Origin of the sequence: Paraburkholderia sp. MM6662-R1 (assembly GCF_050436245.1) — a bacterium.
GTDB lineage: Bacteria > Pseudomonadota > Gammaproteobacteria > Burkholderiales > Burkholderiaceae > Paraburkholderia > Paraburkholderia tuberum.
In genome coordinates this window covers 3,928,689-3,955,626 of record NZ_JBNDLV010000001.1, presented here as the reverse complement: position 1 = coordinate 3,955,626, position 26,938 = coordinate 3,928,689, and the positions used below count along the sequence as shown (strand labels likewise).

Here is a 26,938-nt window from a genome sequence, read left to right as displayed (position 1 = left end):
GTTTCGCTGGCGCCGCAGGCGACGGTTTGCCGCCGCAGCGTTGATGAAACAAGTGTAGGGAAACATCGCCTGAATGAACATGCTGGCGCCGCAAATGAGTTTCCCACTGGACGGGACAACCAGAGGCCACGCGACCAGAAGCGTGTGATACGCAAAGCACGATGTGCACTTATTGAGTCCACTTTCGCTCGAAATCCATCTTTTCGAAATGCTCGACCAGGAAGTCGATAAAGGTCCGAACTTTTGCCGGAACGAACTTTCGATTTGCGTACGCCAGATTGATTGTCAGCCGCGGCAGATCCCACGCATCCAGCACGGGCACGAGGCGCCCGCTAACGATATCGTCGTAGATCACGTACTTGGGCTGCACCAGGATGCCCAGACCCTGTAATGCGGCCGCGCGGATCACCTGGCCCTCATTGCTTTTCATCGCGCCATTGACGGGCAAAACGGTCGACACCCCATCTCGGGTGAAATGCAGTTCGTCGGGTCGATTGGCATAGCTATAAAGCAAAAGCCGATGGCGATGCAGATCCTCCGGTGTGCGCGGAATGCCTTGCTGCGACAGATACCCGGGCGTAGCGGCCAGCACGCGTCGGGTCTGCGCCAGCCGCCTGATCGTGATGCTGGAGTCAGCCTCATGTTCCCTCGTGCGCACCGCGAGGTCGATATTGCTGTCCAGCAGATTCGCGTACCGGTTGCTGACTTCGACATCGACACGCACGTTCGGAAAGCGCCGCATATAATCGGGCAACAGAGGTCCGATGTGGTTCATGCCGAAAGAAACAGTTGAAGTGACGCGCAAAACGCCGCTCGGACTCAAGGCGCTGGCGCTCACCAGTGACTCCGCTTCATGAAGTTCAGCAAGCAATTGCCTGCAACGTTCGAAATGCTCCTGTCCGATCTGTGTAAGATAGATTCGCCGCGTACTACGATCAACCAGTCGTGCGCCAAGACGCGTCTCGAGGCCGATCAGGTAACGGCTGGCGGACGAGACCGATAAGTCCAGCTTTTCCGCAGCTTTGGTTATGCTCCCCAGTTCTGCGGTTCGCACAAATAGTTCGATTTCAGTCAGACGGTCCATGAACTCACAGCGTTTTGCCGGTTAGCCGCATCCGCGCGTGGCGCGCCAGAATCCTTGCTGCACCGGTGGGTTTGCATGGCGGTTCGACCGCAAGGCCCTCTCGCCTTCATCAACAGTGTGGCCACGCGAAAATTCGCGTCGCGTCGCGCCGGGTGACGACACTGATGTTCGTACCGATGGGGGAATAGCTGGGGCTAGACGGTTTGCAATCAGGCAAGCAGATACTCGCGGGCCAGCGTACGCGCCCTGTGAAGCCTGCTCTTTGTAGCGGAGACGGATAAACCGATCCGCTCGGCGATCTCGCTGATGGTAAGTTCTTCGAAGTCGCGTAGTAGAAGCACGTTGCGGTACTCCGCTGGTAGCGACTCCAAGGCGTCGACGAGTTCGAGCCGCAGCGAATGAACGTCGTGCCGCGCTAACCATTGATCAACTTCTTCTTCGTTGTATGGATCGAAGTTGAAGGTCTTACGGCCGAGCCGCCGGCACTCGTGGCGCACAATGCTGAAGAGCCAGCCAGAGAACGCTGCGACGGCCCGGACAGACTCAAATTTGCGCGACACGATGAGCAACACCTCCTGCACCGCATCATCGACGTCGGAGATAAAACAATGGCGCTGTGCGTAGCGGCGTATGTCCGGCTGGCACAAGCGTAGCAAGCGGTCAAGCGCGACGGGGTCACCCGATCGCGCCGCGTCAACAGCAGCTTGCCGTTGCTCCTCACTGGGCATATCAGAGCTTCGCTTGCTTATTAAGCCGGCGGCCCACAAGGGCACAAGCAGGACAGAATCCGACCACGCCGGAAAACACGATTCCGATCGCGGCCACCACCCCAACCACTCCGATGATGCCTTTCCAGAAAATGACTGACAGTACTGCGCCTGCGATACCCAGAATGATGCGAACAACGCGCTCCCAGCCCGGGACGTTTTTTACATAAAACATGATCTTAATTCCTTTATCAAGTTAAGAGAGGAGATCTCCGGAAGCTAAGAGGCGTTGGAAGGACCGACCGGTTCGCGCCCCGATTAGTTTTTTCACATTCGGAGCGTGCACGTTCGCTGAGTAAGGACCCCGCTGCCAGCGCGAACGTCTCGAACAGTCGCGTACAGCAGGGCGTCCCCAGAATCGCCGACGTCTCCTTTTCTTCCATGGAACGATACGGTGCAGCGCAGGCATCTTCAAACTCTCGTCAGAAGGTATGCCGTATCCCGACGTTTGCGCCGACGGTAGTGCCAGCTACGCCTCGAAGGAGACTGAACTCGGATAGGGAGAGTCCGGTGTTCATCGCGCCGTGATTGTTCACCAGCGCGGCCTGAACATAGACCGAGGTGCGCTTGGAGATGTGATAGCTAGTGCCAACGGCAGCGAGCACCGAGTGATTCGCAGTGTCATTCCGGTCAGTGGAGTACCACACTCCGCCGTTCAGGTCGGTTGAAGGCGTGATCTGATATTTAAGTCCGCCTCCGTATACATTGGAATTGAAAGACTGCGCCACCTTGTAATTGACAAAAGACGCCTTAATGATGAGCGATCCGAACGTATATGCCGCACCGATGGTTCGCCCCTCGAAGGCAACTGTGCTCGGGAAGGGAGTTTGAACGGTGCCACCGCTATTTCCGTCATAGATCGCCGCGTTGATCATGACCGAACCGTTTTCATACTTTAGACTGGCTGACCACTGACGTCCCGCCGAGAAATCACCCGCCTGCCCACCGAGCGCGAGCATCGCTTGCCCCTGGAAACCCGCAAGCGTTGGGCTCGTATACGACACTGCGTTGGCATTGAAGGCACTCGTAACCAACACGTTGTCCCCGAGGATCACAAGGCCGCTGCCGAACTCCGAAAACTGACGAGGGTCGGATTCGTACAGGGCGCTGAAGAACGGGGAAAGTTGCAAGCCGGCCTTGACCATACCGAATTGTCCCTCGAGCCCGACCCAGGCCTGTCGCCCGAAGAAGTTGCCATTGGAGCTGTTGAAACCACCGTTGGCCATGTTGATACCGCTTTCGAGCCTGAATTCCGCCTTCAATCCTGAGCCAAGATCTTCCACACCACGGATGCCGAACAACGACGGTCCGTCGCCGCCGTCAACCACGGCAAATGTCTGGCCCGCGTTGCCACCAGACGCATTCGCCGTCTTGTTCGTAAAGACAAACGCGGTGTTGGCGATCCCGTAAAGTGTGACGCTCGACTGAGCGTTGGCTGTACTTGCCATTACCGCGACGACGGCGCTTGCCGCAAGCTGCAGTTTTGTGAACCTCATCGTTGACGTGTCTCCAATTTATGTATAGTAATACTAATTACATGTGCGAAATGAATCTACTATCGTGACGTAACTACTTCATCAAACTCCCGTTAGTGCTCGCTCTGGCTTGCCGTCTTCGCTCGCACTACGGCATTGGGCAATTGCCACACTCTTCGCGCCCGCAAACGCGCCCATCGCGCCCGTCATTGCCACCATCATGAAGCCGGCGCTCAGGGTTCCTGCCCAGAGGAAGAGCACGACGATTTCGGCTGCCAGCATTTCGAGCAGCAACTCTCCCGTTCGAGCCAACGCGCCGACCGGATTCCGTGCGCCCCAACTAAAATCCGTCGCGACCACCACAAAAGGAGCGAGCAGCATTCCAACGTGTGTGGCGGGCATCGCGGCGATATCCAAGTGAAGACTATCGATCGGCGAGCTCGACGAGCTACAAACAGCGCCGAACGATCCAGTTGGACTCCGCAGAATATCGATGAAATACCCGAGAGCCATAAGCAGCAACGACAGGCCGGTACAGCGCCAGGACGATGCGACACGCCGAGTCATCCCGCCTCTCCGGGAGACAGGCATCGCCTTAGCCTGACTGCGAGTTCCGTCGCGTCACCCGCATCGACAAAATGCGCAAGGTAGTCGCCCTTGCGATCGAGCAGGAAGGAGAACGCAGTGTGCGGCACCACATACCCATCGGGAGCATCAGGATCGTCTTTGCGTTCCGCGTAGACCTTGTATGCACTCTTGACGGCGGATATATGCTCCCGATCTCCCGTTAAGCCCAGGAAGCGTGGATAAGTGTGTTCGAGGAACGCTCGCATGACATCAGGTGTGTCGCGATCGGAGTCAACGGTGATGTACAGAGGCTGAATATCGCCAGCCACATCGCCGATCATTTCCAGCGCCTGGGAAAGCCGCGCAAGTGCGCGTGGACATACGACTTTGCAGTGCGTGAAGCCAAAGAACAGCAATACATACTTTCCGTGAAAGCTTGTGTTGGTAACTGGCTGTCCATAGTGATTGGTAAGCGCAAACACGCCTCCTACAGGTGCACTCATCGTTCAGCTCCGAGTCAAGATGAAATTCACTGCTTCACCGATCGAGGTCCGAACCACCAGGAACTCATCCTGCCATTCGACATGCACGGTATCGCAAGCATCGACTCGACTCGCGTTACCGGAAGCAACTCTTTCGGCGTTCCTGTATAGCGTCCAGTGACCGAAACGATGACGCACGTTGCTGATTTCTAACCGGGCAGAGCGTTCACCCCCAACGCTCCTCGAAGTCAGAATCAGGGCGTCGCGCGCTTTCAGGTAGACCGCGCGCAGCACATCGGTCTTTTCGCTGAGTCCGTGAAGTGCCGGCTGCCGGAAGTGAGGTTCCTCCCAAGAATGAAACCGGTGCTCGCCGTAAGCACCCCGCCAGCGACGATAAGGAGCGGTGCAATGTCATTGTGCCGGATACTCACGGGCAAAAGAGCGGAAAACTTCATGCAGAAGCGGCATGTCGTCTATGCGATCGACCATCGTGCACCGCCATGCTGTTCTCGTGCTAGACCCGCGTTGGGAGCACGCAGCTTACGTATCGAGCCTGAACAGATCTTTTCGAAGGATCTTGCCGGTGCTGGTCTTGGGCAAATCATCCACGATCTGGTAGAGCCGCGGGACCTTGTAGGCGGCAAGCCTCTCACGGCAATGCCGGTCGAGATCCGCCACATCGAGTGTTACACCGGATCTCGCAACGACATAGGCCTTCGCAAGCTCACCCTTGGTTTCGTCCGCGACGCGGCCTACGGCCGCCATGGCAACGCCGGGATGCTCGGCGAGCACGCGTTCGAGTTCCGCCGGGTAAATGTTGAAGCCGGCGGTAATGATGAGATCTTTCGATCGGTCGACGATGAAGATGAACCCGTCCTCGTCTGTGCGCGCCAGATCGCCGGTGCGCAGCCAGCCGTCGGCCAGCAACGCGTCGGCGGTTGCGGCGGGATTCCCGACATAGCCTCGCATCGTTACCGGGCCGCGGATCTGCAGTTCGCCGACCTCGCCCGCAGCCAGCCCGGTTTGGCCATCTTCGCTATCGACAATGCGCGCCTGCAGGTGCGGCAGCGGAATACCAATCGATCCGTGCTTCTTTGGCCCGTAGAGCGTTTGCGTGGCGCCGAGGCCGCCGAGTTCGGTCATGCCCCACAATTCGATCAGCGGGCACCCGAACGCTGCCTCCACGGCGCGCATCTTCGCTTCAGGCATGGTCTGCCCGCCTACGGTCGCCCTTTTCAGCGATGCCAGATCGTACTCCCCGAGCCGCGGGAAGTTGAGCAGGTACATGTACATCGTGGGGACGCCTTCCAGCAGCGTCGCGCAATGGCGCTGAATGCTTTCGAGCACCTGCGCAGCGTCGAACATCCGGTGCAGCACCAGCGTGCCGCCATACGCCAGCATCGTATGCATGACGATATTGCCGTAGACATGCGTGCACGGCAACGCGCTCACAACGATGTCTTGTGCGGTACGCACGTGCATCACCGCAGTCATCGCGGTATTCATGACGATGGCTCGGTGAGATAGCAAGGCGCCTTTCGGATTCCCGGTCGTGCCGGAGGTGTAGCCGATCGAGCACGGATCGTCGAGGCCGATACCTTCCACCGGATACCGCTTCGACGCGGGCGGCACCTCTTCGAGAAGGCCAGCGAACGACAGTGCACCGGCCGGCAGATGCTCGCCGAATGCAATCTGCCATTCCAGCCGGGTTTTGTGCGACACGGCTTGCACGGCGGCGATCTTTTCGGCCGCACCGACCACCGCACGTGCGCCGCAATCGTTCATAGCGTACGCAGCTTCCTCGGCGGTCAGCATCGAGTTCAACGGATTGAGCACCGCACCAATCTTGACTGCGGCGTAGTACCCGATTATCCATTCGGGGCAATTCGGCGCGTACAACGTGATGCAATCGCCGCGTACGAGCCCCAGTCGCTCGAATCCTGCGGCGAGTGCCGAAGACGCGTTATCGAGTTCGGAGAACGTCCAGCTTCGATGCTCGAATATGAGCGCGACCTTGTCCGGATGTCGCTGCGCGCTCCGGGTGATGAATTCGCCGACAGAATTGTGCATATGAACTCCCTGCGCCGATGTTGAGATGCCGGGCTACCGGTCAGGGGATAACGATCGCCTTCAGCACTTCGCCCCGCTCCGATGCGTGAACGGCCTCGTTGATCTGCGACAGAGGGTACTTTTTGACCAGCCGGTCGAACGGAAAGCGCCCCTGCTTCCATAGATCGATGAGTTGCGGAATGAAGATGTCCGGGATGCTGTCGCCTTCGATAATTCCCCTGACGTTCCGCCCGAAAAGGATGGAATTCAGGTCGAGGACGACTTCCGTCCCGAGTGGCGCAACGCCGATGACACCGCAAGTGCCCGTCAGCCGAAGGCTGTCGACTGCCTGACGCACCACCTTGGGAACCCCTGTGCACTCCAGCGAATACTGAACCCCTTCTCCTGCGGTAAGCGCCTTGATTTGCTCGACCGGATCGTTCGCGCCAGCTTCGATCGTGTGTGTCGCACCCAACTCGCGGGCAAGCGCGAGCCGGCCGGCGTTGAGATCGACTGCGACGATCGTCGTACATCCAACCACCCGCGCCGCCATGATTGCCGCCAACCCGACCGACCCAGCACCGAACACCGCGATGCTCGACCCGGCACCAGGCTTGAGTGCGTTCATCACGGCCCCCGCACCGGTCTGGATGCCGCAGCCTAGCGGTCCCATGATTTCTATGGGCACATCGCGCCGCACTTTGACGACATTGCGCTCGGTTGCAAGAGCGAATTCGCCGAACGACGATTGCGCAAAGAAATACCCGGAAAGGGGCTGACCGTGCGCAGAACAACAAGGCGACGAACCATCGGGCCGCGCACCCGAAAAGTTGCGTGCGTACAGATCCGGGCAGTAGCCGTACAGTCCCTTCTGACAGTTCGCGCACACACCACAACTCGCGTAGCTAAGCACGACATGATCACCCGGTGCGACCTTCGTCACGGCGCTGCCCACCTCCACCACGACGCCAGCCCCTTCGTGGCCGAGTACAGCTGGCAATGGCGTCGGGAAGTACTGGTCGCGCACGACCACATCGGTGTGACATATGCCGGTACCGCGTATCTCGACAAGCACTTCGTGCTCGCGCGGCGCATCGAGCTGGATCTCCTCGAGTTCGAACGGGCCCGACTTCTCCCTTACTACAGCAGCCCTGATGGCTCGCATGTTAGTGGTCTCCAATTCGTTTGGCTGGGTCCGGTTCACGCCATCAGCAACTTGCGCCGGACCGTCTGCAAGTTGGCGTACTCTGAGAGTCCATGCAGTGAATTCTCGATGCCCACGCCCGACTGCTTGTGACCGCCGAACGCAACATGCGGTGAAAACACGTGTACCTGGTTGATCCAGACGGTGCCTGCCTCCAGACGTGTTGCGATCCGCTGTGCGGCCTCGGCGTCGTGACTCCAGACCGACGCGGCCAGGCCATAGCTGGTGCGGTTCGCGCGCTCGACGACGTCATCGACGTCGCGCCATTTCAGAAGCGGCAACACCGGTCCGAACGCTTCCTCGGTGACGCAGCGTGCATCCTCGGGCGGATTGTCGATCAGCGTCACGGGGATGAAATAGCCTGGACTCTTGTACACATCGCCGCCGAGCAGGAACGTGTGCCCCTGGGACTTCGAGTCGGCAATCAGATCACGTACCTTGTCGTATTGCATCCGGTTTTGCAGCGGCCCGAGTTCGACCCCAGGTTCGAGCCCTGCGCCCATCTTTACGCCCTTCGCATAGGCAACGAGTTCGGCCGCGACGTCGTCGTAAATGGATTCGTGAACGTAGAGCCGCTTGCATGCGACGCAAAACTGCGCGCTATTGGCGAACGATGCCCAAAAAAGGTCCTTTGCGATCGTCTTGGGATCGACATCGGGCAAGACGATCGCAGGATCGTTTCCGCCCAATTCCAGCGTGAGGCGCTTCAGGTTGCTCGCCGCGCTTTGCATTACCTTTTTGCCCGTCGCCGTCGAACCTGTGAACGAGATCTTGCCGATGCCCGGATGCTCGCTGAGCCAGCGACCCAGATCGTCACTTCCCGACACGATGTTCAATACGCCGGGCGGCAGCACTTCCTGTGCGAGTTCGCCAAACCAGAGCGTGCACAGCGGCGTATAGGGCGATGGCTTGAGTACCATCGTATTGCCTGCAACCAGCGCGGGCGCAATCTTCCAGATAGCCAGTAGAAGCGGAAAATTCCACGGTGTAATGCCACCGACCACACCGATAGGCGTATACCGCGTGACGATCTCCTCGTTGCTGTCCGTTTGGGAGACCTCGTCGTCAAGCCGCTGCTTTGCGATTTCCCGGCACCAGTGAATAGATCCGCCGATTTCCCATTCAGCCGCTGTACGACCCTTGCCCTGCTCCGTGCTCAGCAACTGCACGAACGCCTCAAAATTGCGCTCGATGAGATCGCCAAGCCTGGAGACTGCCCGCTGGCGATCCTCGATCGGCATCGCGCTCCACGCCGGGAAAGCGCGTCGGGCGGCCGAAACGGCTGCCTCGAGGTCGTCTCGCGAACCTAGCGGAAAGCGACAAATTTCCTGTTCAGTGGCAGGGTTGATTGCCGCACCGGTGTCCGCAGACAAAATTCGCTTGCCATCGATCGTCATCGCATAGGGCGTTTGCCCAAGCTCGATTGTGGAAACTTTCATTGACTTCACCCCTGGTTGAATGCGCATTCGACATCAGTAGTCCGCAGCGCCGCGCATGACAGCCGCAAACGCCCCAGGCCCATGCGCTCCGATCTACAAATAAACGCGATTAATTACAATATCCTATTCGATCTCGCGTTTGTCAAGAAACACCCTGCTAGTGGTTTTCCCGCGAGGCGCACGAAGTCATGCGCACAAGCCGGCGCCCGGCACAACCGCCAACGGGTCTGCGCTATACTTGCCCGTCGATTTTCGTTGAACACACAAGTTGAGCAAACGTATCCCCGGAAGCGGCAGCCTGGGTCGCGCGAAAACCCCCGAAGACAAGGCACAGGTCAGGCAGGCGTTCATCAACGCAGGCCGCCGCCTTCTTGCGCAAGAGCACCCCTCCCAGGTTTCGCTTAGGCGCATAGCGGCCGAAGCCGGCTATTCGCCTGCGTCCATTTACCAGTACTTCAAGGACCACCGGGCGTTGTTCGTGGCGGTCCGCGAAAACGACCTCGCTGCTGCGGCCGAGTATTTCGAGAAGGTTGCGGCTGGAGTCAAGGATCCCGTCGAACGCGTGCGCCAGGTGTCGACACGGTCGATCGATTACTGGCTTAGCCGTCCCGAGCAGTTCGATTTTTTGTTTTCGATGGGTGGTAAAGGGCAGTCCACAGCCGAAGACGGCGAAATGGGCTTCGGTGAATCGCCTGTCGTCGCACGCACGCTCAACGTGTACTACGATGCGGTCGACGCGCTATTCGATACGCTCCCGGAGTCGCCGCTACCCAATCGCCTCGCTGGGGACACCCTGATCGCCGCGATCTATGGCGTGGTGCTGGTCCCTCGCACGACGCCGACAAAGCATTGGTCCGACATCTACCGGATGGTCGAATTGACCGTCAATGCGATCGTCAACAGTTGGGTGGCCGACGGCGCCCAAGGCGCCAACGCGAAGCGCATCCTCACGACGAAACGAAAGTAGAAGCACGCACCCGAGCGCGCCCCGCCGCGTACTTCGGCACCCTTCCCCGCGCCCCATGATCCACGCTTAGGCACTAGCGCAACCGGTGCTTCCTGCTCGCGGCTAACCGCCATCGCCCCACCCTTGCGCCTTGACAGAAGCGACCTTGTTGTGTACGTTAACTGAACGCGTTAATTAAAGTGTTTTATTAGAAATGAAGCGGCCACATTTCTGTCGGTTTCTGGTTGGCCGGTGTTCAGAGGACAATGTTATGACGAGAAGCCATTACGAACTTGCCGTCGAGTGGACGCAGTTGCTGGCGTCGCCCGATTCCGATGCCTTTGTAGCGATTTTTGAAGAGGACGGAGCCTATATCGATCCCATTATCGGTATCGAAAGGCAGGGGAAGGCGCAAGTCCGCCTCCATCATCAGCGGTGGCATGCAGCGGTGAGCGACTGCAAGATAACGGTTGAGAATGTCGTCGTCGGGGATACCGGCACGGCCGCTCAATATTTGTGTATAGGGGTTTTTGATGGAGAGCCGTTAGGACCACCCGATAATCCGATCCGACCGACCGGCAAGCCCTTTTCCGGGCGCTGCGCGGTGATCCTGGAAATTAGCCCAGCGGGGAAGATAAAGTCCTGCACGGAATATTATGACCTGGCGCAGGTACCTTACGGTGATGCCCCCAAGTTTCGAAAGGAGCGCTTTTGATGTGCCTGTCGGCCTCTTGCCAGGATCGGGGATCAGTTCCCCGCCCGGTTTGACCAGGTTCATCAACCTGAAGCACGAACTGGTGCACCTGGCGCGGTGGAATTGGTTTCGCGCCAGTCCACCGGTTCGGCGATCACCGGTTTAGGCGGACAGGCGGCTGTCCGTTCGACGCCGACCATCCAAGGCTGACATTGCGCGCGGCCTGGGATCACCCGTTCGAGCACGAAATGAGCAACGAGACGACAAACGCCCAGCGAGCAACGGTGCCCTCGCTGGACGACCTTCAAGCCGGCCATCTGCAGCACATCCTCAACCTTGCCGCCAGACTCCCTGATGACTGGTCGGGCATGCAAGGCAAAACCTCGCTGCAGGAGGATTTCGGCTCGATCCGATTCCAGTTAGCCTACATGTCGTATGCGCTGGCGCTGACCCATGTCCACCGCCTGCCCGCGGCGCCCGCCGTGTTTCGCCAGCCTTTCGACGCACTCGTGCAGAAGATGTTGTCGCCGGACGTCTGGACCTATTGGCATTACGTCAGCACCGGCAACGGTCCGTTCAATAGCTCGCTGGGCGAATTGCCGCCGCAATGGGACCCTGTCGCGACCGACAACATCATGTACAGCGCCTATGTGCAATCGATGGCGCTTCTGTATCACTACCTGTTCCGCGACGCCCGATACGCGGCACCGGGCGCGCTGACCTTCTCGGTCAATCCTCTGTTCTGGGCCTTGGGCGGCAAGCACTTCGCGTACGACGAGCGTTCGCTGAACGAGCACCTTTACTGGAATATGGTCGAGCGCGGCTACCTCGGCATTGCCTGCGAACCGAACTGCGTGTTTCAGGTATGTAACCAGATACCCATTCTCGGCTTTCGTCTTCACGACGTGGTCTACGGTGGATCGTTGGCTAACGAGGTGACCGAAGGCTATCTGCGAGCCTGGTCCGACTTCGGCGTGTTGAGCGGCACGGGTCACTTCAACATGATGGTCCAGGAGAAGGAACGTCGGGTGATCACACCGCCGAACGGGGCGCCATGGACCGACTTCTGGACGGCAGCGATGATGCATGCGTGGAATCCGGCGTTAGTCGAAGAGCACTATCCCGGGCAAATGGCGAAATGGTCGATCGAGGGACCTGACGGCACGCTGACTATCCGGCCGTCGCCGCCGCTGTCGCCCAGCAGTGCCGCGGCACCGTCGGCGCGCGATTTCGGATGGGCGGCAGTGTGCGCCGCCGAGGTCGGCGACAACGACACGTTGGAACGCTTGCTTGCCTACGCCGACCGCTTCCTTCAGCCCAGCTGGAGGGACGGGGGGTATTTCTATCCGCGCCGCGACGAAGCGCTCGACCGCGCGGGGCTACCGATCGCGATGGATCCGCATACTGGCAATGCCTTGCTTTCCTATGCGCGACTGAATGTTCCGCATGGACTGCGCAAACTTTACGACGATCCTTGGGCGGCCACCGCACATTTTGATGAGCCGGCGCTCGTTGAAATGAGCCCTGCTCTCGATGTCCGCAGCGCCTGGTTCGACGCAAACGTGTCCCGTTTGACGCTGAGGCTCGGCCCTCCACCTGGGCAAGCCCCTGTGGCTACGCTGTCAATCGGCAATCATTGGAATCGGGGCAACTGGACGCTAGCGATAGACGGTATACAAGTCGCTTCCGGCGATGCACGCGAGGTAATGAGCCGCACTGGCATCAACCTGCACCGAGCCGATGACGTCTTGCTCGTCGAATTGCCACTCAACCGATTTCTGACCATCACGATCGAATGGAACGACACGAATTGAACGTGACTCCGAAGCGGTGTGACTCACTGGCACACCGAACGCATCGTAGCGGCTTTCACACTTATCTCCGCACAACAATTTCCTGGATTGTCATTGGGTTGACCGGCTTGTGGATGAACGACGCGTCCGCCCAGCAACCGGCTTGGGGTGCAAGCCTCTTTGCGCCTTCTCTCGAAGCCGGAAAGGCCATCGATGCCACCCGGGCATTGCCCCTGGCGCAAGCGATCTCGACGATACAGTCGGCGGAATCCTTAAGGCCAGGCTCCCCGTACTAAACGGGCTCGTGGCGTTCTGGATTTATGGAGTAAAGACGGTCTACCCGCAATTCGAGCCACGCGATGTGCTGACCAGCAAGGCGCTCTCGATATACGACACCTCCGTGGAAGACGGCTGCAGCGCGGCAAGCGGAGCATTTGCAGCGCTACCCACCGACGAACTGCTATTGCCCGGCTGGCGCGAAAACCGCTACGTCAAGCTGTTCCTCGCGCGCAACCGGCCGGGCACACAACCGACTTACGGATCGATATTGCTGGTGGGCGGCGGCGACGACATTCTGTTTACCAAGGTCGCAGGACAGAAGGTTTTCGATCGCATCTGCGCCGCCGGCGGACAGGTGCAGCGAAAGCTTTACCCGGGTCTTGGGCACGATGCCGTCGTGTACGGTTCCCTGAAAGATCAACTGCAATGGATCACACAGCGGTTCCGCGGAAATGCCGTACCAAACGACTGTGCGGCGAGCTCAGCGGATTGAGTCCTGGAAGAGACTGCACTGAGCCCCCGAAACGGATGCCCCACGCGCAGGCGAGATGTCAGCCCCGCCTTGGCGCAGTTTCCGTATTGAGTTCTATGGCGGCACGCTCTATTCGCGTTGGGCGGTATCGATCATGGTTGGTTTTCGCTTTCGCCCCCTCGAGGCGCGCCGCGCGATACCGAACAGGACCATTCCGGCAAACAGGATCATTCCGGAAAACATCACTACCAGCCACCCGCTCAAAGTAGCACCATGGCCTTCCCGCGTGCCGTCTGCAACGAGCCCGCTCACGCCGTACTTCGCCGTTGGATCCCCGTCCCGGTAGTCTTCATATCTCTCGCCCGGTAAAAACGCCAGATTGCGCATGGCGTCCCGAACGCTAGATATTGCCGCTTCAAACCCCGCATCTTCGACTACAAGGTCGACCGAAACGATACCTGTACGACCCAGAATTTGGGTATTGAAGTTTGTCACAGCGACGCCCTCAGAATCGACTGCAGAAACTGCCCATTCAAGTCTCTTCGTTCGTTCATCAAAACGGGGCAAGCGCCGCCACCCCGAAACTGAAATCCGCCCCCACCCACTTGCATCTCGCTCCAGGTTGCTCCCTTGCGTGTTCGCCTTGATGCTATCGAGTATCGCTTTTGGGTCGAGCTGCTCATTTGGTAACACGCGTCCCGTTTCCGTGTACGAAATCAGGGCATACCACGAGAAATCCGGGGGGCAGAAAAGATAGTATTGCCGTTGTATTGGATTCTGAAGAAGCTTCATGAGCCTGTCGGTGTCCCCCTCTTTGAGGAGCAGAAATCCAGCTGGCACGGAAAAGGCAGCCTTCTTATCGATGGTGACGACCCGCGGGCCCCGAATCCATTGCAAGGATTGGATAACGGAATTCACGTATTGTCGCGAAGTAACGGACGCCACCGACTGCTCATCATCTGCGGTCGATATTCCGCCCGCTGTTGTCGACATGAAAGCCGGATCCCGACTCACGCTTATGTTCGGACGAAAGCGCACCGGAACGCCTGAAATATCAGCTGCTTTCGCGGCTGTCATGACGAAGCTGGTTGCCGCTGCAAGCAAGAGATTCGAGAAATTTATCCGCCCCCCTAAAGCCACCAGGTCTTTTGAGTAGTGCCACACAGCCTCAGCTGATCCACCCTCCGATTGAAACAGCCGGATACCGCACTTGCCTCCCATCAACGTCGTGCCTCGTTGCGTAAATAGGTAGCCTCAAGGAATGACCGGTCGATCGTGTATTTTTTATCCCTTTCCGACCACTTATCTATTCCAACTATGATTGCCAGCACAATTACCATAAATACTGCGAAATATTCTATTAAAGTTGTCATTCTTTTCTCACCAAACACATCCATGCCGCAAAGTCGTTGTCACCACCGCGAGGGAAAATCCCCCAAAAACTCTCTCCGCCAACCCGATACGGGATTCCAAGAGATCAACAAATTGCTCTCCCGTGGTGATCGCGTAGTAACATAACAATCCATTCAATTTAGTACTTCTACATAGCTCCGCCTTCACAATCATCTCGTTTCGATGCATGTAGTTCATAACTTTAATTCCGGTGCCATTTTGAAAATCGATTAAGCATTCCAAATGCCACAGTAACGCCAGCATTGGTCAAGGACGGATGGAACGGCATCACACAGGTATATCTGGTATCGCAGAAGCGAGAATCATCCGGTTGTGATTGGCGGGAAGCCTCGTTGAGCTTAAGCGAGGTCTAAACACTGGATCACCGCGACGGATCGGCCTCCCCGTCAACGCGCAAAATGAGTCAACCTGCGCAAGACCGAATCGCCAAATCTGATCAGCATAACGGCCTGTACACGGATCGCTCCACGACACGCTCAGTGACTTCGACGACAAACGCTCGAGGACAGACACATTTGCCGGCTGCCGGACAACCTCGACGGATTTGAATGAGCCATCCGGTCGCCACCTCGTCGAACGCAACGGTTTCTTTGGGAGGCAACACGGTTTAACCGTAGCTTCAAGTGTGTCGAAGTCTGGTATCAATACGCCGTAAGCGCACGATCCAGCACACGGAATTGACGTCCCTGGGTGGTGGGGAGATGGCGTCTCACGACAGCGCGTCGATTGGTGAAGTTCGCGCCAATGCGCTGGTCAAATCAAACGGGGTTGCGTGCTGCAGCCGTGAGCTTCGCGAAGTTGAAGGGCAGCAGGTCTGTGACATCGGCATCCGGTGCGCGTTGCGGCAATTCGGTCAGCACATGCACGAGATATGCGTAGGGTTCGACATTGCAGGCTCGACACGTGAGCATCAGGCTGTAAACGATTGCGCTCGCTTTCGCCCCGGCAACAGTGTCACTGAACAGCCATGAGGATCGGCCTGTACAGAATGGTCTGATGTCGCGCTCGATGACGTTGTTGTCGACGGCGGCACGCCCGTCGCTCACGTAGCGGCAGAGATACGTCCACTGGTTGCGTGTATATGAGATTGCCTTGCCCAGCAGGCTTTCTGGCAGAACCTGCGGCGCCTGTTCGTCCAGCCACTTTCTGAACGCTTCGAGTAGTGGCACGCTGTGCTGCTGGCGCAGCCGGTATGTGTAGTCAACGCGCGTCTCGCCTTCGGGCATATCGGCTTTGGCCAGCGCCTCGACCTGATACAGCGCCTTGAAGTATTCCAATGCCTGCCCGGCGCGGCCGCCGGGTTTTTTCATGCCCTTGAGCGCGTCGACGAAGGCCCGACGGGCGTGAGCCAGGCAGCCGAAGTGGGTTGGTCCTTCGAGCGTACGCCAGGCGGCGTATCCGTCCGTCATCAGCAGATCTTCATAGCCGGCGAGGAATGCCTGAGGATATTCCTGCCCCCGCCCCGGCTGATAGTCGAACAGTACGACCGGCTCCGCACAGTCTTCGGCACTGCGGTAGACCCACATATACGATGTGCTCTGCGCGGTCTTGCCGGGCTCCTTGAGCACCTGCACCGTTGTCTCGTCGCCATGGATCAACGGCTGCGACAGCAGCGTCTTGCGCAATGCCTCATAGAGCCGGCGGTAATGCAGTTCAGCGGGCCGGATGATCCAGTTTGCCAGCGTGCCACGTCCGACTTCGATGTCTGCGCGCGCCAGTGCGTGAGCCATCCGGTATAGCGGTGTCCCGTCGACATACTTGCCGGCAGTAACGGTGGCGATCATCGCCGCACTGGCATTGCTGCCCGGCAATGGCTGCGCTGGCATCGGTGCGGTGATCACCGGCGTGCGTTCGGCATGGCGTTCGCAGTGGCGGCACGCGTACTTGAAGCGCACGTGCTGCAGCACGGACGCCTTCACCTCGATATGCAACTGTTCGCTGACCTCTTCGCCCATGCGGTGAAGTGCGTGTGCGCAGCATGGACAGATCTTCTGCTCTTCGGGCAGGTCGTATTCGATGCGCTGACGTGGCAGGTGCGCCGGCAGTGGTTTGCGTCCGGGCCTGTTCCGTGCCGCCCCGGGTACATCTGGCAGGCCAGTATCGGGCAGCGCGAACGTGCCTTCGGCATCGCCGGCGTCATCGTCGTCGTGGTCGGTGGCGGCGATCTGTTCGGCCTCGTCGAAGACACGAGCCCCGAGCTTCTCGCTACTCGGCGCGAAGCGCTTGCTCTGCGCCAGGCGGAACTGCTCCTCCAACTGGGCAATCCGTTCGCCCAGCTGCCGGTTGCGTGCCTCGAGTTCACGGATATAGGCCTGGGCGACCGACGGCAATCGGGAGAAGTCGTCTTCGTTCATGCTCCCAGGATAGCGAATGATTGCGCGCGACGGGTTTACGGGAATTTGTAACCGTCCACCCGCCCGTTGTTTTTACTGGGAACGCCCGGCGTTCAGCTCGCGTGACGGTACCGCCGTGCCGGATGGCGGCGCACTGCGTCAACGTCAATGCCCTCAAGGAGCCAATGCAGCTGTTCGGTCGTCAACTCGATCACAGCCTGTTGCCGACGTGGCCAGACGAAGTGGTCCTGCTCGAGGCGCCGCAGCATCAGCCAGAAGCCGGTGCGCTCGTAGAACAGTAACTTGACCCGGTTGCGTCTGCGATTGTGGAAGGCAAACACGGCACGTGCAAATGGGTCGAGTTGCATGGACTGCTCGACCAGTGCCACGAGGCTATTGATACCGGCACGGAAATCGATCGGCTCACGATGCAGGAAGACCTTAATGTTCGCCTCGAACCGGAACATCATTGGGCTCTCAGTGCGGCAATCATCGCGCTCACCAGTGCGGCGTCGCGCCCTGAGCATTCGAGCTCAAGCTTTACACCGTTGGGCAATCTGGCCGACAGGCGCGCAGCTTGTGTCGCCGGTGGCGACAGATCTGCGCGATCCAGTTCAGGCGTCGGCTGCGCAACATGTGTCGTCGGCGCCGCGTCGTCGATCGCGACGACCGGCACGAAGGCCGACAACCCGACAGCAGTGTTGAATCTCGCGGAGGAAGTCGACTGTTCGCGCAGCCGAACCCATTTGCGCAACTGGTTGGCGTTCACCCCAGCCTTCAGGGCGAGGCCAGACAGCGATGCGCCTGGCTGCAGGCAGGCGTCGACCAGTCGTCGCTTGTCTAACGGGTGGAAACTGCGCTTGCCGCCGACACCAACGCGTGTCACCCGCAAGGGCAAAAAGGTCAGGTCATTCTCGGTCATGGATTGCGTCCGCAAGTTTGGGTTGCGGACGCAATCGTGGACCTTCTCAAAGGCAGAAGCTAGGTGCGTGAAAACTAGCGCTTACAATACGCCGACTAATGCGCGTCGAACGATGTCGTCTTCTGCGTGACTGGTCATCTATTTGGCTCCAACGCAGTTGTTGCGCACTACCCGCGTGGCGCCACTGTAAGATCCGCGGCCTGCACTCTCCCGGTTCCCGCTCGCGTTTGTATAGGTAACTGAATTCATGTTGATACCAGTACAACGAATATTCTGTATGTCCACTGCTTGATCCTCAAATTGTTCGAACGGAGACCGCTACGCTGCATCCACCTCGACGCCCACGGTCTCGGCGTCCAGAACGCAATGTGTGCAGTCATCCGATGCGGCAGTTGCGCCGGCGTGGCAGGAAATGTTCCCAGTTGGACCGGCATACGATGCAAGCATCCATCGATCGGACCGGCAGGATTCATTTCGCAATCCCGACGAGCTCAGCAAGTTCGCCAACCAGCGCGTTTGCAACGAGTTCGTCTGCGATCAGCACGGTGCTCGCGCCAGCGCTCTCTAGCAGGTCCTTTCGCAGTGCGTTCTCCCCGGACACCGCGATCGCGAGTGAGGCGTTGATTCTGTGTGCCATCAGGGTGACAGCGAGATTGTTGTTGGAGTCAGGGGTCGTCACGACAAGCGCTCTGGCGCTATCCAACCGCGCATGCCTGAGTGCGTCGTCGAATACCCCAGGCACCCCAAGCACGACGACGTGGCCGCGATCCGCTGCGCGGTCCGCTTGAGTCTGATCGCCGACGAGGATGAGAACCGTCTCCCCTGCCTCTCGCAGGCGCTTTGCGACAAGTTCGCCCAGCGAGTGGAACCCGACGATCACAACATGGTTGGAGAGATGTTCGAGCTTATGTTCCATGACCCTGTTCTCCCTATAGATCATCACGTCGTCGCCAGACAGCATTCCGGTGAGCCTCGACACCGCGAACCCGCCAACCAGCAACGTAGAGAACATGGCCACCAGCATGAACAACTTCTGATGCTCGTCGAATTCTGAGAAACTGCCGAGTGTAGCGACGAGGCTCACTCCGTCCCACAAGGCCGTAAAGATTTTCTTCGTGAATGAAGCATTCGATTGGTCGAGCAAGAGAAGCCCAACTGTTGTGCCCCCCAGTAGCAGGGCAAGCATGCCGACCGTGTGCCGCGCGCGGCGCCGCCATTCGCGAATCCGGATGGCTCCAAGACGCGGTTCGTCAATACGAAAGATCCACATATGTTCCTCGAACGGTCCAGCTGAAGACTCTGCCAACGGCGTGGCACGATGCGCGAACGCACAGCGCAATCGATCGTCAATCGACCGAACATCAACCGTCGAATGAAGCGTAAAGCGCTGTTCCATTGCTCGGGCCCGGTTAGCGTGTCAGGTTTGCGTACCACGACGCTGCCTCGGCCATCTCCGCAGATGTCATGTTCCGCGCAATGTTGCGCATCTGGCCGGAGATGTCGTTGTGACGCGTGCCATCCGCAAACGCCTGCAACTGCGCTTTCGTGTACGCAGCGGGCAGACCGTCGAGCCAGGGGCTCCCCACTTTGTGGTCGATCCCGCCATGGCACGCCGCGCACGCCGGAATGTTGCGCAGCGGCGCACCGTGGGCAACGATGTCCGGCGCAAGCACACCGTTGACGGGCCGCCTCGGCGCCGGCCGGTGGCAGCGAAGCGTAGTACGCCGCGAGATCGCGCATGTCCTGATCGGTCAGCGAGCGCACCATCGGCGACATCACCGCGTTCTGACGCGCGCCGTCCGCGAAGTCACGCAACTGCTTGTAGACCACGATCGCGTACTGGCCCGCGAGATTCGGCGTGTTGGCCCCGCTCATGCCGTGCTCGCCGTGGCACATCGTGCAGCGCAGCGCGAGCGTCGCGCCGCGTCCGATCGACAACGGCTCCGCCCCGGCGAGCAGTTGCGGTGTGAGCTCCACCTTGCTCAACTGCACTTTCGACGCGACCGGCATGCCGTCGCTCAGCCAGTTTTGCGGCACCCCCGCGGCGCTGCAGATCGCGTTCCAGATGCCCTGAAACTGCGGATCGCGCTGCACCGACGGCAACCACACAAAGCCCACCACCACGCTGAACACGAACACCGCAGCCGTGGCGCCGACGCTCGCCTTGAACCACCGGTTGCTCCACGAGAACAGGCCTTCGTCGCTCATCGCCCGGCTCCAATCCGAATCGCCGGCACCGTATCGCCCCGCGCCATCAGTTGGGCGATCGGATAGCCGTAGTTAAGCACCGTCAGCGCAACCATCAGCGTGAGCCACAGCGCGAATCCGTTGAGCGCCACCGGCAACGTGCGCGGCTCGTGCACTGCGCTGCTGAAGCGGTATTCCTCAGGGGCGGCGGCTTCGCTGCGATGCCCCTGGATCAGAATCACGAAGAACAGGATCGCCGAGAGCACGAGGATGAAGCCGCCGATCGCCGACATCACCACCCAGATCGCCTGCGCCGCGATCTCCGGGTCGGTGTAGTCGAAGTACGCCATGCGGCGTGGCATGCCCAGAATGCCGACCCAGTGCCACGGGAACGTCAGCACGATCATGCCGATGAACCACAGCCACAGCTGCAGGCGCATGAGCCGCCAGTTCCCCATTGCGCGGCCCGTGATCTGCGGCCACAGGTCGTAGGCGATCGCGAAGTACATGATGACGATCGCGCCCGCGTAGATCAGGTGGAAGTGCCCGGTGATCCACTGCGTGTTGTGGATCGTCAAGTCGAGCTGGTAGCTCATGTTGATAAGGCCGCCCGCGCCGCCGAAGCCGAGCATCACAAACGAGAGCGCCAGCGCCAGCATCTGCGGGTCGTCCCAAGGCAGGGCGCGAATCCACCCGAATGTACCCTTGCCACCTCGCAGGCGCGCCGCGATCTCGACCGAGGCGCAGATCGTGAACACCGTCAGCAGCGTCGGCACCGCTACCAGCGCCGTGAACACCGACTGCAGGAACTTGAAGCCGGAACCCACTTGCGGATCGGCGAACAGATGATGAAGCCCGATCGGCATCGCGACCACGAGGAACAGGATGAACGAGATGCGCGCCATCGCATCGCTATAGAGCCGTCCGCCTATCGCGCGCGGCACGATCGTGTAGAACGCGATGTAGGCCGGCATCAGCCAGAAATAGACGATCGCGTGCAGCGTCCACGAGAAGAACACGCGTGCAAGCCCCGCGTCGATTGTCGTCTTCCAGCCGAAGGCGACTGGCAGGATCTGGAAGATGATTTCGATGGCCGCGCCCACCGCGGTCCAGCCCCACAGATAGGCGGCCGCCACGCTCGCGAACATCGGCAGCGGCACCGGCTTGCCGGGGTTGTCGCGCTTCCACGCTGCGAGGTTCACCGACATCAGCGCCACCCAGATCCACGAGCCCACCACCACCAGCACCACGCCGAGGTAATAGAACACGTTGCCGATCATCGGCGGATAGAACGTGTAAAGCACCGAGGCGAGTCCGAGCGCGACCGTGGTCGAGGCCATGACCGCGCCCGCCGCCACCAGCACGAACCCGGCCCACGCCCAGCGTAGGCCGACGAGCCCGCGCTTGAGGGACAACTCGGTGACCGCATAGCCGAAGCCCATCGCAATGAGCGTCGGGAACACGTAACCCATCACGGTGCCGTGCTCGGTCACCGAGCGGTAGTAGATCTCGGGGTCCCGCAGCCACGGATGCAGCGGGCTGCGCACATACATTTGCCATGCTCCGAGCAAGAGCGCCATGCCGAACACGCCGAAGGCGAGCCAGAAATGCGAGAGTACGAGTCGCCTGTTATTTAACACAGCTGAGCCTCCGCGAATTGGCAGCCATTTGCATGAACCTGTCCTTGTCGATGACCTCCACGTGCGCCCACATCCCCTGGTGGCCCGTGCCGCAATATTCGTGACACGGCATCAGGTGATCGCCCGGCTCCGGGAAGGTAGTTCTGAACGTGGAGATATAGCCGGGCTCGACCATCGAATTGATGTTGGTGCTGGTGACCAGAAAGCCGTGCACGACGTCGGCGCTCGTCGCGCGAAAAGTAATCGGTGTATCGGCGGGAACCAGCAGGCACTGCGGCGTGAACGAATACTGCTGCGCGATGATGCGCACGGTGACCGAGCCATCGGTCTCGAGCGCGCTGCCGAGATTGCTCTCGATGAATTCGCCCGCGATGTTCAGCGTCTCCGGCCGGATCGTCTCGACGCGCGAGGGCGGCATCATCGCCCAGTGCAGTCCGGTGAAGATCACCATCGCGACAATGCTCGCGATGAGCAGCACCACGAGTGCCGCCCAGCGGCGCTCGATGCGCGCGGCGACTGCAGCGGAGGCGTGCGGGTCGGGAACAATAGGGTTCGACATAGCGCTGTCTGGTTCGATGAAGGTTCGCTTGAGTGATTCGCTTAATGGATGACGCCGCGCGGCAGGAACACCAGGAAGTAGAACGCGTACCACATGCCAATCACGATGGCCGTCGCGATACCGGCCACCGCGATCGCGCCGCGCGGGCCGCTGCTGACGATCTGCTCGACGCGGTCTGCTTCTTCGTCGGAGGCGGCGCTGCCGTCGCCTGAAAGGAGAGGGGATTCGATCATCGCTACCTCAAAAGATCGGTGCCGGGCGCAACGCGTTGACTTCCTTCACGCTCACGGGTGTGCCGTGATTGCCCCATGCCGTGCGGATGTAAGTCACCACGGCGGCCACTTCTTCGTCCGACAGAGTCTGGGCGAACGGGGGCATGCCGTACGGCATCGGATTCTCGCTGGTGCCCGGCTCATAGCCGCCGTTCAGCACCATGCGGATCGGATTGACCGACGAGGTCATCTGGATCGACTGGTTGCCGGCGAGCGGCGGGAACTGCGGCAACTTGCCCTGCCCCTGCGCGGCGTGGCAGGTCGCGCACTGGGCGGCGTAGATTTTTTTGCCGAGCGGCGACAGGCGATTCTGCTCCTCGGTCATCGCGACGCCGGGCGGGTTCTGCTGCGCTTCCCCCGAATGCGAAGGCAACGCTTTCAGGTAGACTGCAACCGCGCGCACGTCGTCTTCGCTCAGATACTGGAAGCTGTCGTACACGACTTCGGCCATCGGCCCGTACACCGCACCCCGCTTCGACACGCCTGCGTGAAGCAGGCCCACGATGTCATCAATGCTCCAGTCGCCGAGCCCGGCTTCGCGATTCGACGTGAGCGACGGTGCGTACCAGTTCTGCATCGGTATCAATCCACCCTGGAACTGCTTCGACGTGCTGTTGCCGCCCAGCGCGTTGATCTGCGTATGACACATCGTGCAGTGGCCGAGCCCCTCTACAAGATACGCACCGCGATTCCATTCGACCGACTGCGTCAGGTCCGGCCGATACTCGCCCTGCCGCAAGAAAAGCGTGCGCCAGCCGAGCAGCAACTGTCGCTGGTTGAACGGAAATTTCAGTTCGTGCGGACGGTTCGGTTGATGAACAGGCGGCACCGACTGCAGGTAGGCGTAGATCGCATCGGAGTCCGCACGCGTCACCTTCGTATACGACGCAAATGGCATGGCCGGATACAGCAGCGAGCCGTCGCGCGACTTGCCTTCGTGGAGCATCGTGTAGAACTCGTCCGCGGTCCATCTGCCGATGCCCGTTTCCTTGTCCGACGAGATGTTCGGCGAGTACAGCGTGCCGAACGGCGTCTCCATCGGCCGGCGGCCACCGAACAGCTTTCCCGCCGGCACCGTGTGGCATGCGATGCAATCGCCGGCGCGCGCAAGATATTCGCCGCGTGCGATGAGCGCGGCGTCGCCTGTGGCCCGTGGCGCCACCTGTGATGCCACCTCTGCTGCCATATGACTCACCGGTTGCGGCGCGGCTACGCCGGCCGGAACGCTGCCGCACTTGAGCGGCAACGTCAACGTCCCCGCCGCCGCAGGCGACGGGTTGGCGGGGGCCGGCAGCGACGCGAGCCACGCCGCGACCGCGGTAATGTCGCGCTCGTTCAGGCGCGTAGCGATGTCGTGCATGCAATCCGGACTGACGCTGCGGCGCGTGCCGTAGCGCGCGGCGCCCAGTTGGGCGCTGATATAGTCGGCGTGCAGGCCTAGCAGCCCCGGTATTGCTGGTTCCACGCCGGTGAGCGTCGCACCGTGGCAGCTCACGCATGCAGGGATGCCGCGCGCATGATCGCCGCCCGTCACCAATGCCTTGCCGAGCGCGAGCGATTGCGCATTGACGGTCGGCGCCGAAGGCGCCGGGAATGGCGGACGTTGCGCGGCGAAATACCCCGCGATCTGATGCAGATAGCTATCGGGTAAATACGCAAGCAAATAATTCATCGGCGGATATTTGCGCCGGCCGTCACGAAACGCTTGCAACTGGTTGTACAGGTAGCCTGCAGGCTTGCCGGCGAGACGCGGGAAGTAGTCGTTGTCGGTCCCCTCGCCATGGGCGCCGTGGCACGCGGCGCAGCCGAGCACGCGTGCGTGCATCGTGTCAGGCGCCGGTTCTAACGCTGGCGCGGCTGCAAACGCGCACACGCTCGACAGAAGCATGGACACGCTTAGCAGGGAAAGCGCCAGCAGCACGACGATGAACAATGCAATGCGATGCGTCACTAGCTTCCTCGTACGGGTTATCGTGGAAAAGACAAAACATCACTGTTGACGGTCACAGCCCGCTAGAGCTGAACGTGACCCCCGATATCCCTGTGCGTAGTTCATGAGACTCTGGCCGGCAACCCACTTCACTTGCGCGGTTGGTTCAATTCAGTGACGTCAAATTTACATGGCCGCCGAACGATACTGAACTGTTGAAACACCTAACCATATTCGTGGGTTTCCCCAATGCTTTAAGGGCGCGGTCCGGATAAATTGAATCGACACGACTGGTGAACCATTCCAGTCTCCCTAACGAAGTCACAGCTCAAGGAGGCACCGTACCGTGCAGCAAGGCAATATCTTTTCCGACCTCAAGGTCGTCGACCTTGCCAGCTACATCGCCGGACCGGCGGCAGCCACGATCCTTTCGGACTACGGAGCGGACGTAATCAAGGTTGAGCCGCCTGGAAATGGTGACCCATACCGCTACTTTTACGCGACGCCTCCGAACCCCATCTGCGAGCGCAATTACTCCTGGCAGCTCACGAACCGCAATAAGCGTAGCGTCGCCCTGGACCTCAAGCATCCTGCCGCCCGCGACGTACTCGCACGTCTCGTCGAATGGGCCGACGTACTCGTTACGAACTTTCCGCCAAAGGTCAAACAGAGCCTCGGGCTCACCTATGAGCAGGTTGGCCCGCTCAATCCTCGCCTCATCTATGCCGACATAACCGGCTACGGTGCCGAAGGTCCGGAAGCGGACCGGCCGGGCTTCGACATCACTGCCTACTGGGCGCGTACCGGCCTGATGGAAGTGACGCACGACGCGGACAGTCCACCCACGCTGCCCATTCCCGGCATCGGCGATCACGCGACGGCGAGCACGCTGTATTCCGCGATCGTGACGGGCCTCTATCGCCGGGAAAAAACCGGCAAGGGCTCGCACGTGAGCACATCGCTTATCGCGGAAGGTGCATGGGCCGCCGCGGCGTGGATCGAAGGCGGCCTCAATGGCGCGCGCTTCTTTGGTCAGCACAACCGGAAAACGCCACCCAACGCACTCCTCAATCCGTATTGCACTGCCGACAAGCGATGGCTGCTGCTCGTTGCCGCACAGGAGAAGGATTGGGCTGGGTTCGCGAACGCAATGCACCTGCCTGGGCTGCTTGATGATCCGCGCTTCGCGGACGCCCAGTTGCGGGCGCAACATGCCGCGGATCTCGTCGGCATTCTCGATCCGGTATTTGCAAGCCGGCCGTTGTCCGACTGGAAAAAGACATTCGACGCAGCGCGCGTCATCTACGGGGTTGTACAGGTGGCGAGCGAGATCATCAATGATCCGCAGATGCATGCAAACCGCGTCTTTCTGCCTGTTGAAGATCCGGAGGTCGGCGCCCAGTACACAGTTGCAAGCCCGCTGCAGGTAGCCGACGTGTCGAAGGAATCGCCGCGGCGCGCGCCACGCCTCGGCGAGCACAGTGAGGGCGTTCTGGCGTCGCTCGGATACTCCGCCTCGGAGGTGGGAGGTCTGATGTTGTCGGGCGCCGTCGCGAAAGACGTCGCATCCTGAGACCCACGGTCAGTTCGCAGATCTATTGCGCTGCGCGCAAGCGTCGGACATTGACCTCCACCTCCACCCTGCCACATAAACAAGGGATTCCCGATGACACAAGACGAAGTACTCGAATCCGCGTTCGCCATGCCGCTGACCAGTCCGGCCTACCCCAAGCCGCCGTTCCGGTTCGTGGATCGCGAGTTCATCATCATCACCTACCGCACGGATCCTGCTGCACTCGAACGCGTCGTGCCCGCGCCGCTGAAGGTGGCGGAGCCCATCGTCAAATATGAGTTCATCCGGATGCCCGACTCGAGCGGACTCGGCGCGTATACCGAGTCCGGCCAGGTGATTCCGGTCACGTTCAATGGCGAAGCGGGCAGCTATACGCACGCGATGTACCTCGACAATCTGCCGGGCATTGCGGCCGGACGCGAGATTCTCGGTTTTCCGAAGGTGCTCGCCGCGCCAAAGCTCGAGATCCGCAACGACAGCCTCGTCGGCACGCTCGACTATAACGGCGTACGCGTCGCGACGGCGACCATGGCCTACAAATACAACGCGCTCGATGTGGCCGCAGTCAGGAATTCTATCGAAAGCCCCGGCTTCCTCCTGAAGATCATTCCGCATGTGGACGGTTCGGTGCGCTTGTGCGAACTGGTCCGCTACCGCGCGTTCGATCTGAACATCAAGGGCGCGTGGGCAGGACCTGCATCGCTCGAACTGCATCCGCACTGCTTCGCACCGGTATCGCAGCTTCCCGTACTTGAAGTGCTCTCCGCCGTGCACGTGCTTGCCGACCTCTCGCTCGGCAACGGCGAGGTCGTTCACGACTATCTGCACGCCACGGCTTGAATTCCGTCTTACTCGCCT

25 protein-coding genes and 2 pseudogenes are annotated in these 26,938 nt (G+C 60.0%); 6 read left to right on the top strand and 21 right to left on the bottom strand.

What is annotated here, in order from left to right; genetic code table 11:
• Positions 1-169: 169 nt before the first annotated feature.
• The 9 genes from OKW39_RS18735 to OKW39_RS18695 all read right to left on the bottom strand — a co-directional run bounded on the left by OKW39_RS18735 (position 170) and on the right by OKW39_RS18695 (position 9,067).
• The gene (locus tag OKW39_RS18735; RefSeq protein ID WP_429332964.1) at positions 170-1,084 is read right to left on the bottom strand and encodes a LysR family transcriptional regulator; all 915 of its coding nucleotides are present in this window, start codon (positions 1,082-1,084) and stop codon (positions 170-172) included.
• Between the two features lie 209 nt (positions 1,085-1,293).
• On the bottom strand, positions 1,294-1,812 hold the full coding sequence (locus OKW39_RS18730) for an RNA polymerase sigma factor (RefSeq protein WP_429332965.1): 519 nt from the start codon (positions 1,810-1,812) through the stop codon (positions 1,294-1,296).
• A 1-nt stretch (position 1,813) separates the two neighbouring features.
• Positions 1,814-2,026, bottom strand: a complete 213-nt coding sequence (locus tag OKW39_RS18725) for a YgaP family membrane protein (protein ID WP_429563225.1) — start codon at positions 2,024-2,026, stop codon at positions 1,814-1,816.
• 247 nt (positions 2,027-2,273) lie between these two features.
• Positions 2,274-3,347: a porin gene (locus tag OKW39_RS18720; protein WP_429332967.1), complete on the bottom strand. Its 1,074-nt coding sequence runs from the start codon at positions 3,345-3,347 to the stop codon at positions 2,274-2,276.
• A gap of 81 nt (positions 3,348-3,428) precedes the next feature.
• Positions 3,429-3,893 carry a hypothetical protein gene (locus OKW39_RS18715; RefSeq protein WP_429563224.1) on the bottom strand — a complete coding sequence of 155 codons (465 nt, stop codon included), beginning with the start codon at positions 3,891-3,893 and terminating at the stop codon, positions 3,429-3,431.
• Positions 3,890-4,396, bottom strand: a complete 507-nt coding sequence (locus tag OKW39_RS18710) for an SCO family protein (RefSeq protein WP_429563223.1) — start codon at positions 4,394-4,396, stop codon at positions 3,890-3,892. Before OKW39_RS18710 ends, OKW39_RS18715 begins: the two co-directional genes overlap by 4 nt.
• Before the next feature lie 519 nt (positions 4,397-4,915).
• Positions 4,916-6,445: a class I adenylate-forming enzyme family protein gene (locus OKW39_RS18705; RefSeq protein WP_429563222.1), complete on the bottom strand. Its 1,530-nt coding sequence runs from the start codon at positions 6,443-6,445 to the stop codon at positions 4,916-4,918.
• Positions 6,446-6,485: 40 nt separating this feature from the next.
• The gene (locus tag OKW39_RS18700) at positions 6,486-7,589 is read right to left on the bottom strand and encodes an NAD(P)-dependent alcohol dehydrogenase (protein ID WP_429563221.1); all 1,104 of its coding nucleotides are present in this window, start codon (positions 7,587-7,589) and stop codon (positions 6,486-6,488) included.
• A gap of 35 nt (positions 7,590-7,624) precedes the next feature.
• Positions 7,625-9,067: an aldehyde dehydrogenase family protein gene (locus OKW39_RS18695; RefSeq protein ID WP_429332973.1), complete on the bottom strand. Its 1,443-nt coding sequence runs from the start codon at positions 9,065-9,067 to the stop codon at positions 7,625-7,627.
• Positions 9,068-9,335: 268 nt separating this feature from the next.
• Here OKW39_RS18695 and OKW39_RS18690 point away from each other — a divergent pair, with 268 nt between their 5' ends.
• The 4 genes from OKW39_RS18690 (at position 9,336) to OKW39_RS18675 (ending at position 13,272) form a co-directional block, all read left to right on the top strand.
• Positions 9,336-10,034, top strand: coding sequence for a TetR/AcrR family transcriptional regulator (locus tag OKW39_RS18690; protein ID WP_429332974.1), 699 nt, complete (start codon positions 9,336-9,338; stop codon positions 10,032-10,034).
• A 250-nt stretch (positions 10,035-10,284) separates the two neighbouring features.
• Positions 10,285-10,728, top strand: a complete 444-nt coding sequence (locus tag OKW39_RS18685) for a nuclear transport factor 2 family protein (RefSeq protein WP_429332975.1) — start codon at positions 10,285-10,287, stop codon at positions 10,726-10,728.
• A 227-nt stretch (positions 10,729-10,955) separates the two neighbouring features.
• Positions 10,956-12,521, top strand: a complete 1,566-nt coding sequence (locus OKW39_RS18680; RefSeq protein ID WP_429563220.1) for a hypothetical protein — start codon at positions 10,956-10,958, stop codon at positions 12,519-12,521.
• 283 nt (positions 12,522-12,804) lie between these two features.
• On the top strand, positions 12,805-13,272 hold the full coding sequence (locus OKW39_RS18675; protein ID WP_429332977.1) for a hypothetical protein: 468 nt from the start codon (positions 12,805-12,807) through the stop codon (positions 13,270-13,272).
• Between the two features lie 108 nt (positions 13,273-13,380).
• Here OKW39_RS18675 and OKW39_RS18670 read toward each other — a convergent pair whose 3' ends face one another.
• From OKW39_RS18670 to OKW39_RS18615, 12 genes and pseudogenes are all read right to left on the bottom strand, one after another.
• The gene (locus OKW39_RS18670) at positions 13,381-14,472 is read right to left on the bottom strand and encodes a DUF2167 domain-containing protein (protein ID WP_429563503.1); all 1,092 of its coding nucleotides are present in this window, start codon (positions 14,470-14,472) and stop codon (positions 13,381-13,383) included.
• A gap of 459 nt (positions 14,473-14,931) precedes the next feature.
• The gene (locus OKW39_RS18665; protein ID WP_429563219.1) at positions 14,932-15,177 is read right to left on the bottom strand and encodes a DUF3331 domain-containing protein; all 246 of its coding nucleotides are present in this window, start codon (positions 15,175-15,177) and stop codon (positions 14,932-14,934) included.
• 245 nt (positions 15,178-15,422) lie between these two features.
• Positions 15,423-17,018 carry an IS66 family transposase gene (tnpC, locus tag OKW39_RS18660; RefSeq protein ID WP_429562207.1) on the bottom strand — a complete coding sequence of 532 codons (1,596 nt, stop codon included), beginning with the start codon at positions 17,016-17,018 and terminating at the stop codon, positions 15,423-15,425.
• A 92-nt stretch (positions 17,019-17,110) separates the two neighbouring features.
• Positions 17,111-17,467, bottom strand: coding sequence for an IS66 family insertion sequence element accessory protein TnpB (gene tnpB / locus OKW39_RS18655; RefSeq protein WP_165572787.1), 357 nt, complete (start codon positions 17,465-17,467; stop codon positions 17,111-17,113).
• Positions 17,464-17,919 carry an IS66-like element accessory protein TnpA gene (tnpA, locus tag OKW39_RS18650; RefSeq protein ID WP_429563218.1) on the bottom strand — a complete coding sequence of 152 codons (456 nt, stop codon included), beginning with the start codon at positions 17,917-17,919 and terminating at the stop codon, positions 17,464-17,466. The genes tnpB and tnpA overlap by 4 nt, the downstream gene beginning before the upstream one ends.
• Positions 17,920-18,388: 469 nt before the next feature.
• Positions 18,389-19,315 (bottom strand): NAD-binding protein, encoded by a 927-nt coding sequence (locus OKW39_RS18645; protein ID WP_429563217.1) that lies wholly within the window; start codon positions 19,313-19,315, stop codon positions 18,389-18,391.
• A gap of 13 nt (positions 19,316-19,328) precedes the next feature.
• Positions 19,329-20,127, bottom strand: a pseudogene (locus OKW39_RS18640) (c-type cytochrome).
• A complete protein-coding gene (locus OKW39_RS18635) occupies positions 20,124-21,746 on the bottom strand; it encodes a b(o/a)3-type cytochrome-c oxidase subunit 1 (RefSeq protein ID WP_429332981.1) in 1,623 nt (540 codons plus the stop codon). The pseudogene OKW39_RS18640 and the gene OKW39_RS18635 overlap by 4 nt, the downstream one beginning before the upstream one ends.
• Positions 21,736-22,305: a cytochrome C oxidase subunit II gene (locus OKW39_RS18630; protein WP_429332982.1), complete on the bottom strand. Its 570-nt coding sequence runs from the start codon at positions 22,303-22,305 to the stop codon at positions 21,736-21,738. The genes OKW39_RS18635 and OKW39_RS18630 overlap by 11 nt, the downstream gene beginning before the upstream one ends.
• A 41-nt stretch (positions 22,306-22,346) precedes the next feature.
• A complete protein-coding gene (locus OKW39_RS18625) occupies positions 22,347-22,538 on the bottom strand; it encodes a hypothetical protein (RefSeq protein WP_429332983.1) in 192 nt (63 codons plus the stop codon).
• 7 nt (positions 22,539-22,545) lie between these two features.
• Complete coding sequence (locus tag OKW39_RS18620) at positions 22,546-24,249, bottom strand: c-type cytochrome (RefSeq protein WP_429334561.1); 1,704 nt, start codon at positions 24,247-24,249, stop codon at positions 22,546-22,548.
• Positions 24,250-24,270: 21 nt separating this feature from the next.
• Positions 24,271-24,402 (bottom strand): annotated as a pseudogene (locus OKW39_RS18615) (c-type cytochrome); the annotation flags it as partial.
• Positions 24,403-24,853: 451 nt separating this feature from the next.
• On the opposite strand from OKW39_RS18615, the gene OKW39_RS18610 reads away from it, so the two are divergent.
• Positions 24,854-26,080 (top strand): CaiB/BaiF CoA transferase family protein, encoded by a 1,227-nt coding sequence (locus OKW39_RS18610; protein ID WP_429332984.1) that lies wholly within the window; start codon positions 24,854-24,856, stop codon positions 26,078-26,080.
• 93 nt (positions 26,081-26,173) lie between these two features.
• Entirely contained in the window at positions 26,174-26,920 is a 747-nt protein-coding gene (locus OKW39_RS18605) for an acetoacetate decarboxylase (protein ID WP_429563216.1), read from the top strand.
• Positions 26,921-26,938: the final 18 nt, after the last annotated feature.

What these genes read in the sequence shown, in the direction of transcription:
- OKW39_RS18735 (WP_429332964.1), bottom strand. Translation starts at nt 1,084, where the DNA reads ATGGACCGTCTGACTGAAATCGAACTATTTGTGCGAACCGCAGAACTG.
- OKW39_RS18730 (WP_429332965.1), bottom strand. Translation starts at nt 1,812, where the DNA reads ATGCCCAGTGAGGAGCAACGGCAAGCTGCTGTTGACGCGGCGCGATCG.
- OKW39_RS18725 (WP_429563225.1), bottom strand. Translation starts at nt 2,026, where the DNA reads ATGTTTTATGTAAAAAACGTCCCGGGCTGGGAGCGCGTTGTTCGCATC.
- OKW39_RS18720 (WP_429332967.1), bottom strand. Translation starts at nt 3,347, where the DNA reads ATGAGGTTCACAAAACTGCAGCTTGCGGCAAGCGCCGTCGTCGCGGTA.
- OKW39_RS18715 (WP_429563224.1), bottom strand. Translation starts at nt 3,893, where the DNA reads ATGACTCGGCGTGTCGCATCGTCCTGGCGCTGTACCGGCCTGTCGTTG.
- OKW39_RS18710 (WP_429563223.1), bottom strand. Translation starts at nt 4,396, where the DNA reads ATGAGTGCACCTGTAGGAGGCGTGTTTGCGCTTACCAATCACTATGGA.
- OKW39_RS18705 (WP_429563222.1), bottom strand. Translation starts at nt 6,445, where the DNA reads ATGCACAATTCTGTCGGCGAATTCATCACCCGGAGCGCGCAGCGACAT.
- OKW39_RS18700 (WP_429563221.1), bottom strand. Translation starts at nt 7,589, where the DNA reads ATGCGAGCCATCAGGGCTGCTGTAGTAAGGGAGAAGTCGGGCCCGTTC.
- OKW39_RS18695 (WP_429332973.1), bottom strand. Translation starts at nt 9,067, where the DNA reads ATGAAAGTTTCCACAATCGAGCTTGGGCAAACGCCCTATGCGATGACG.
- OKW39_RS18685 (WP_429332975.1), top strand. Translation starts at nt 10,285, where the DNA reads ATGACGAGAAGCCATTACGAACTTGCCGTCGAGTGGACGCAGTTGCTG.
- OKW39_RS18680 (WP_429563220.1), top strand. Translation starts at nt 10,956, where the DNA reads ATGAGCAACGAGACGACAAACGCCCAGCGAGCAACGGTGCCCTCGCTG.
- OKW39_RS18670 (WP_429563503.1), bottom strand. Translation starts at nt 14,472, where the DNA reads ATGGGAGGCAAGTGCGGTATCCGGCTGTTTCAATCGGAGGGTGGATCA.
- tnpC (WP_429562207.1), bottom strand. Translation starts at nt 17,018, where the DNA reads ATGAACGAAGACGACTTCTCCCGATTGCCGTCGGTCGCCCAGGCCTAT.
- tnpB (WP_165572787.1), bottom strand. Translation starts at nt 17,467, where the DNA reads ATGATGTTCCGGTTCGAGGCGAACATTAAGGTCTTCCTGCATCGTGAG.
- tnpA (WP_429563218.1), bottom strand. Translation starts at nt 17,919, where the DNA reads ATGACCGAGAATGACCTGACCTTTTTGCCCTTGCGGGTGACACGCGTT.
- OKW39_RS18645 (WP_429563217.1), bottom strand. Translation starts at nt 19,315, where the DNA reads ATGGAACAGCGCTTTACGCTTCATTCGACGGTTGATGTTCGGTCGATT.
- OKW39_RS18630 (WP_429332982.1), bottom strand. Translation starts at nt 22,305, where the DNA reads ATGTCGAACCCTATTGTTCCCGACCCGCACGCCTCCGCTGCAGTCGCC.
- OKW39_RS18625 (WP_429332983.1), bottom strand. Translation starts at nt 22,538, where the DNA reads ATGATCGAATCCCCTCTCCTTTCAGGCGACGGCAGCGCCGCCTCCGAC.
- OKW39_RS18620 (WP_429334561.1), bottom strand. Translation starts at nt 24,249, where the DNA reads ATGAATTATTTGCTTGCGTATTTACCCGATAGCTATCTGCATCAGATC.
- OKW39_RS18605 (WP_429563216.1), top strand. Translation starts at nt 26,174, where the DNA reads ATGACACAAGACGAAGTACTCGAATCCGCGTTCGCCATGCCGCTGACC.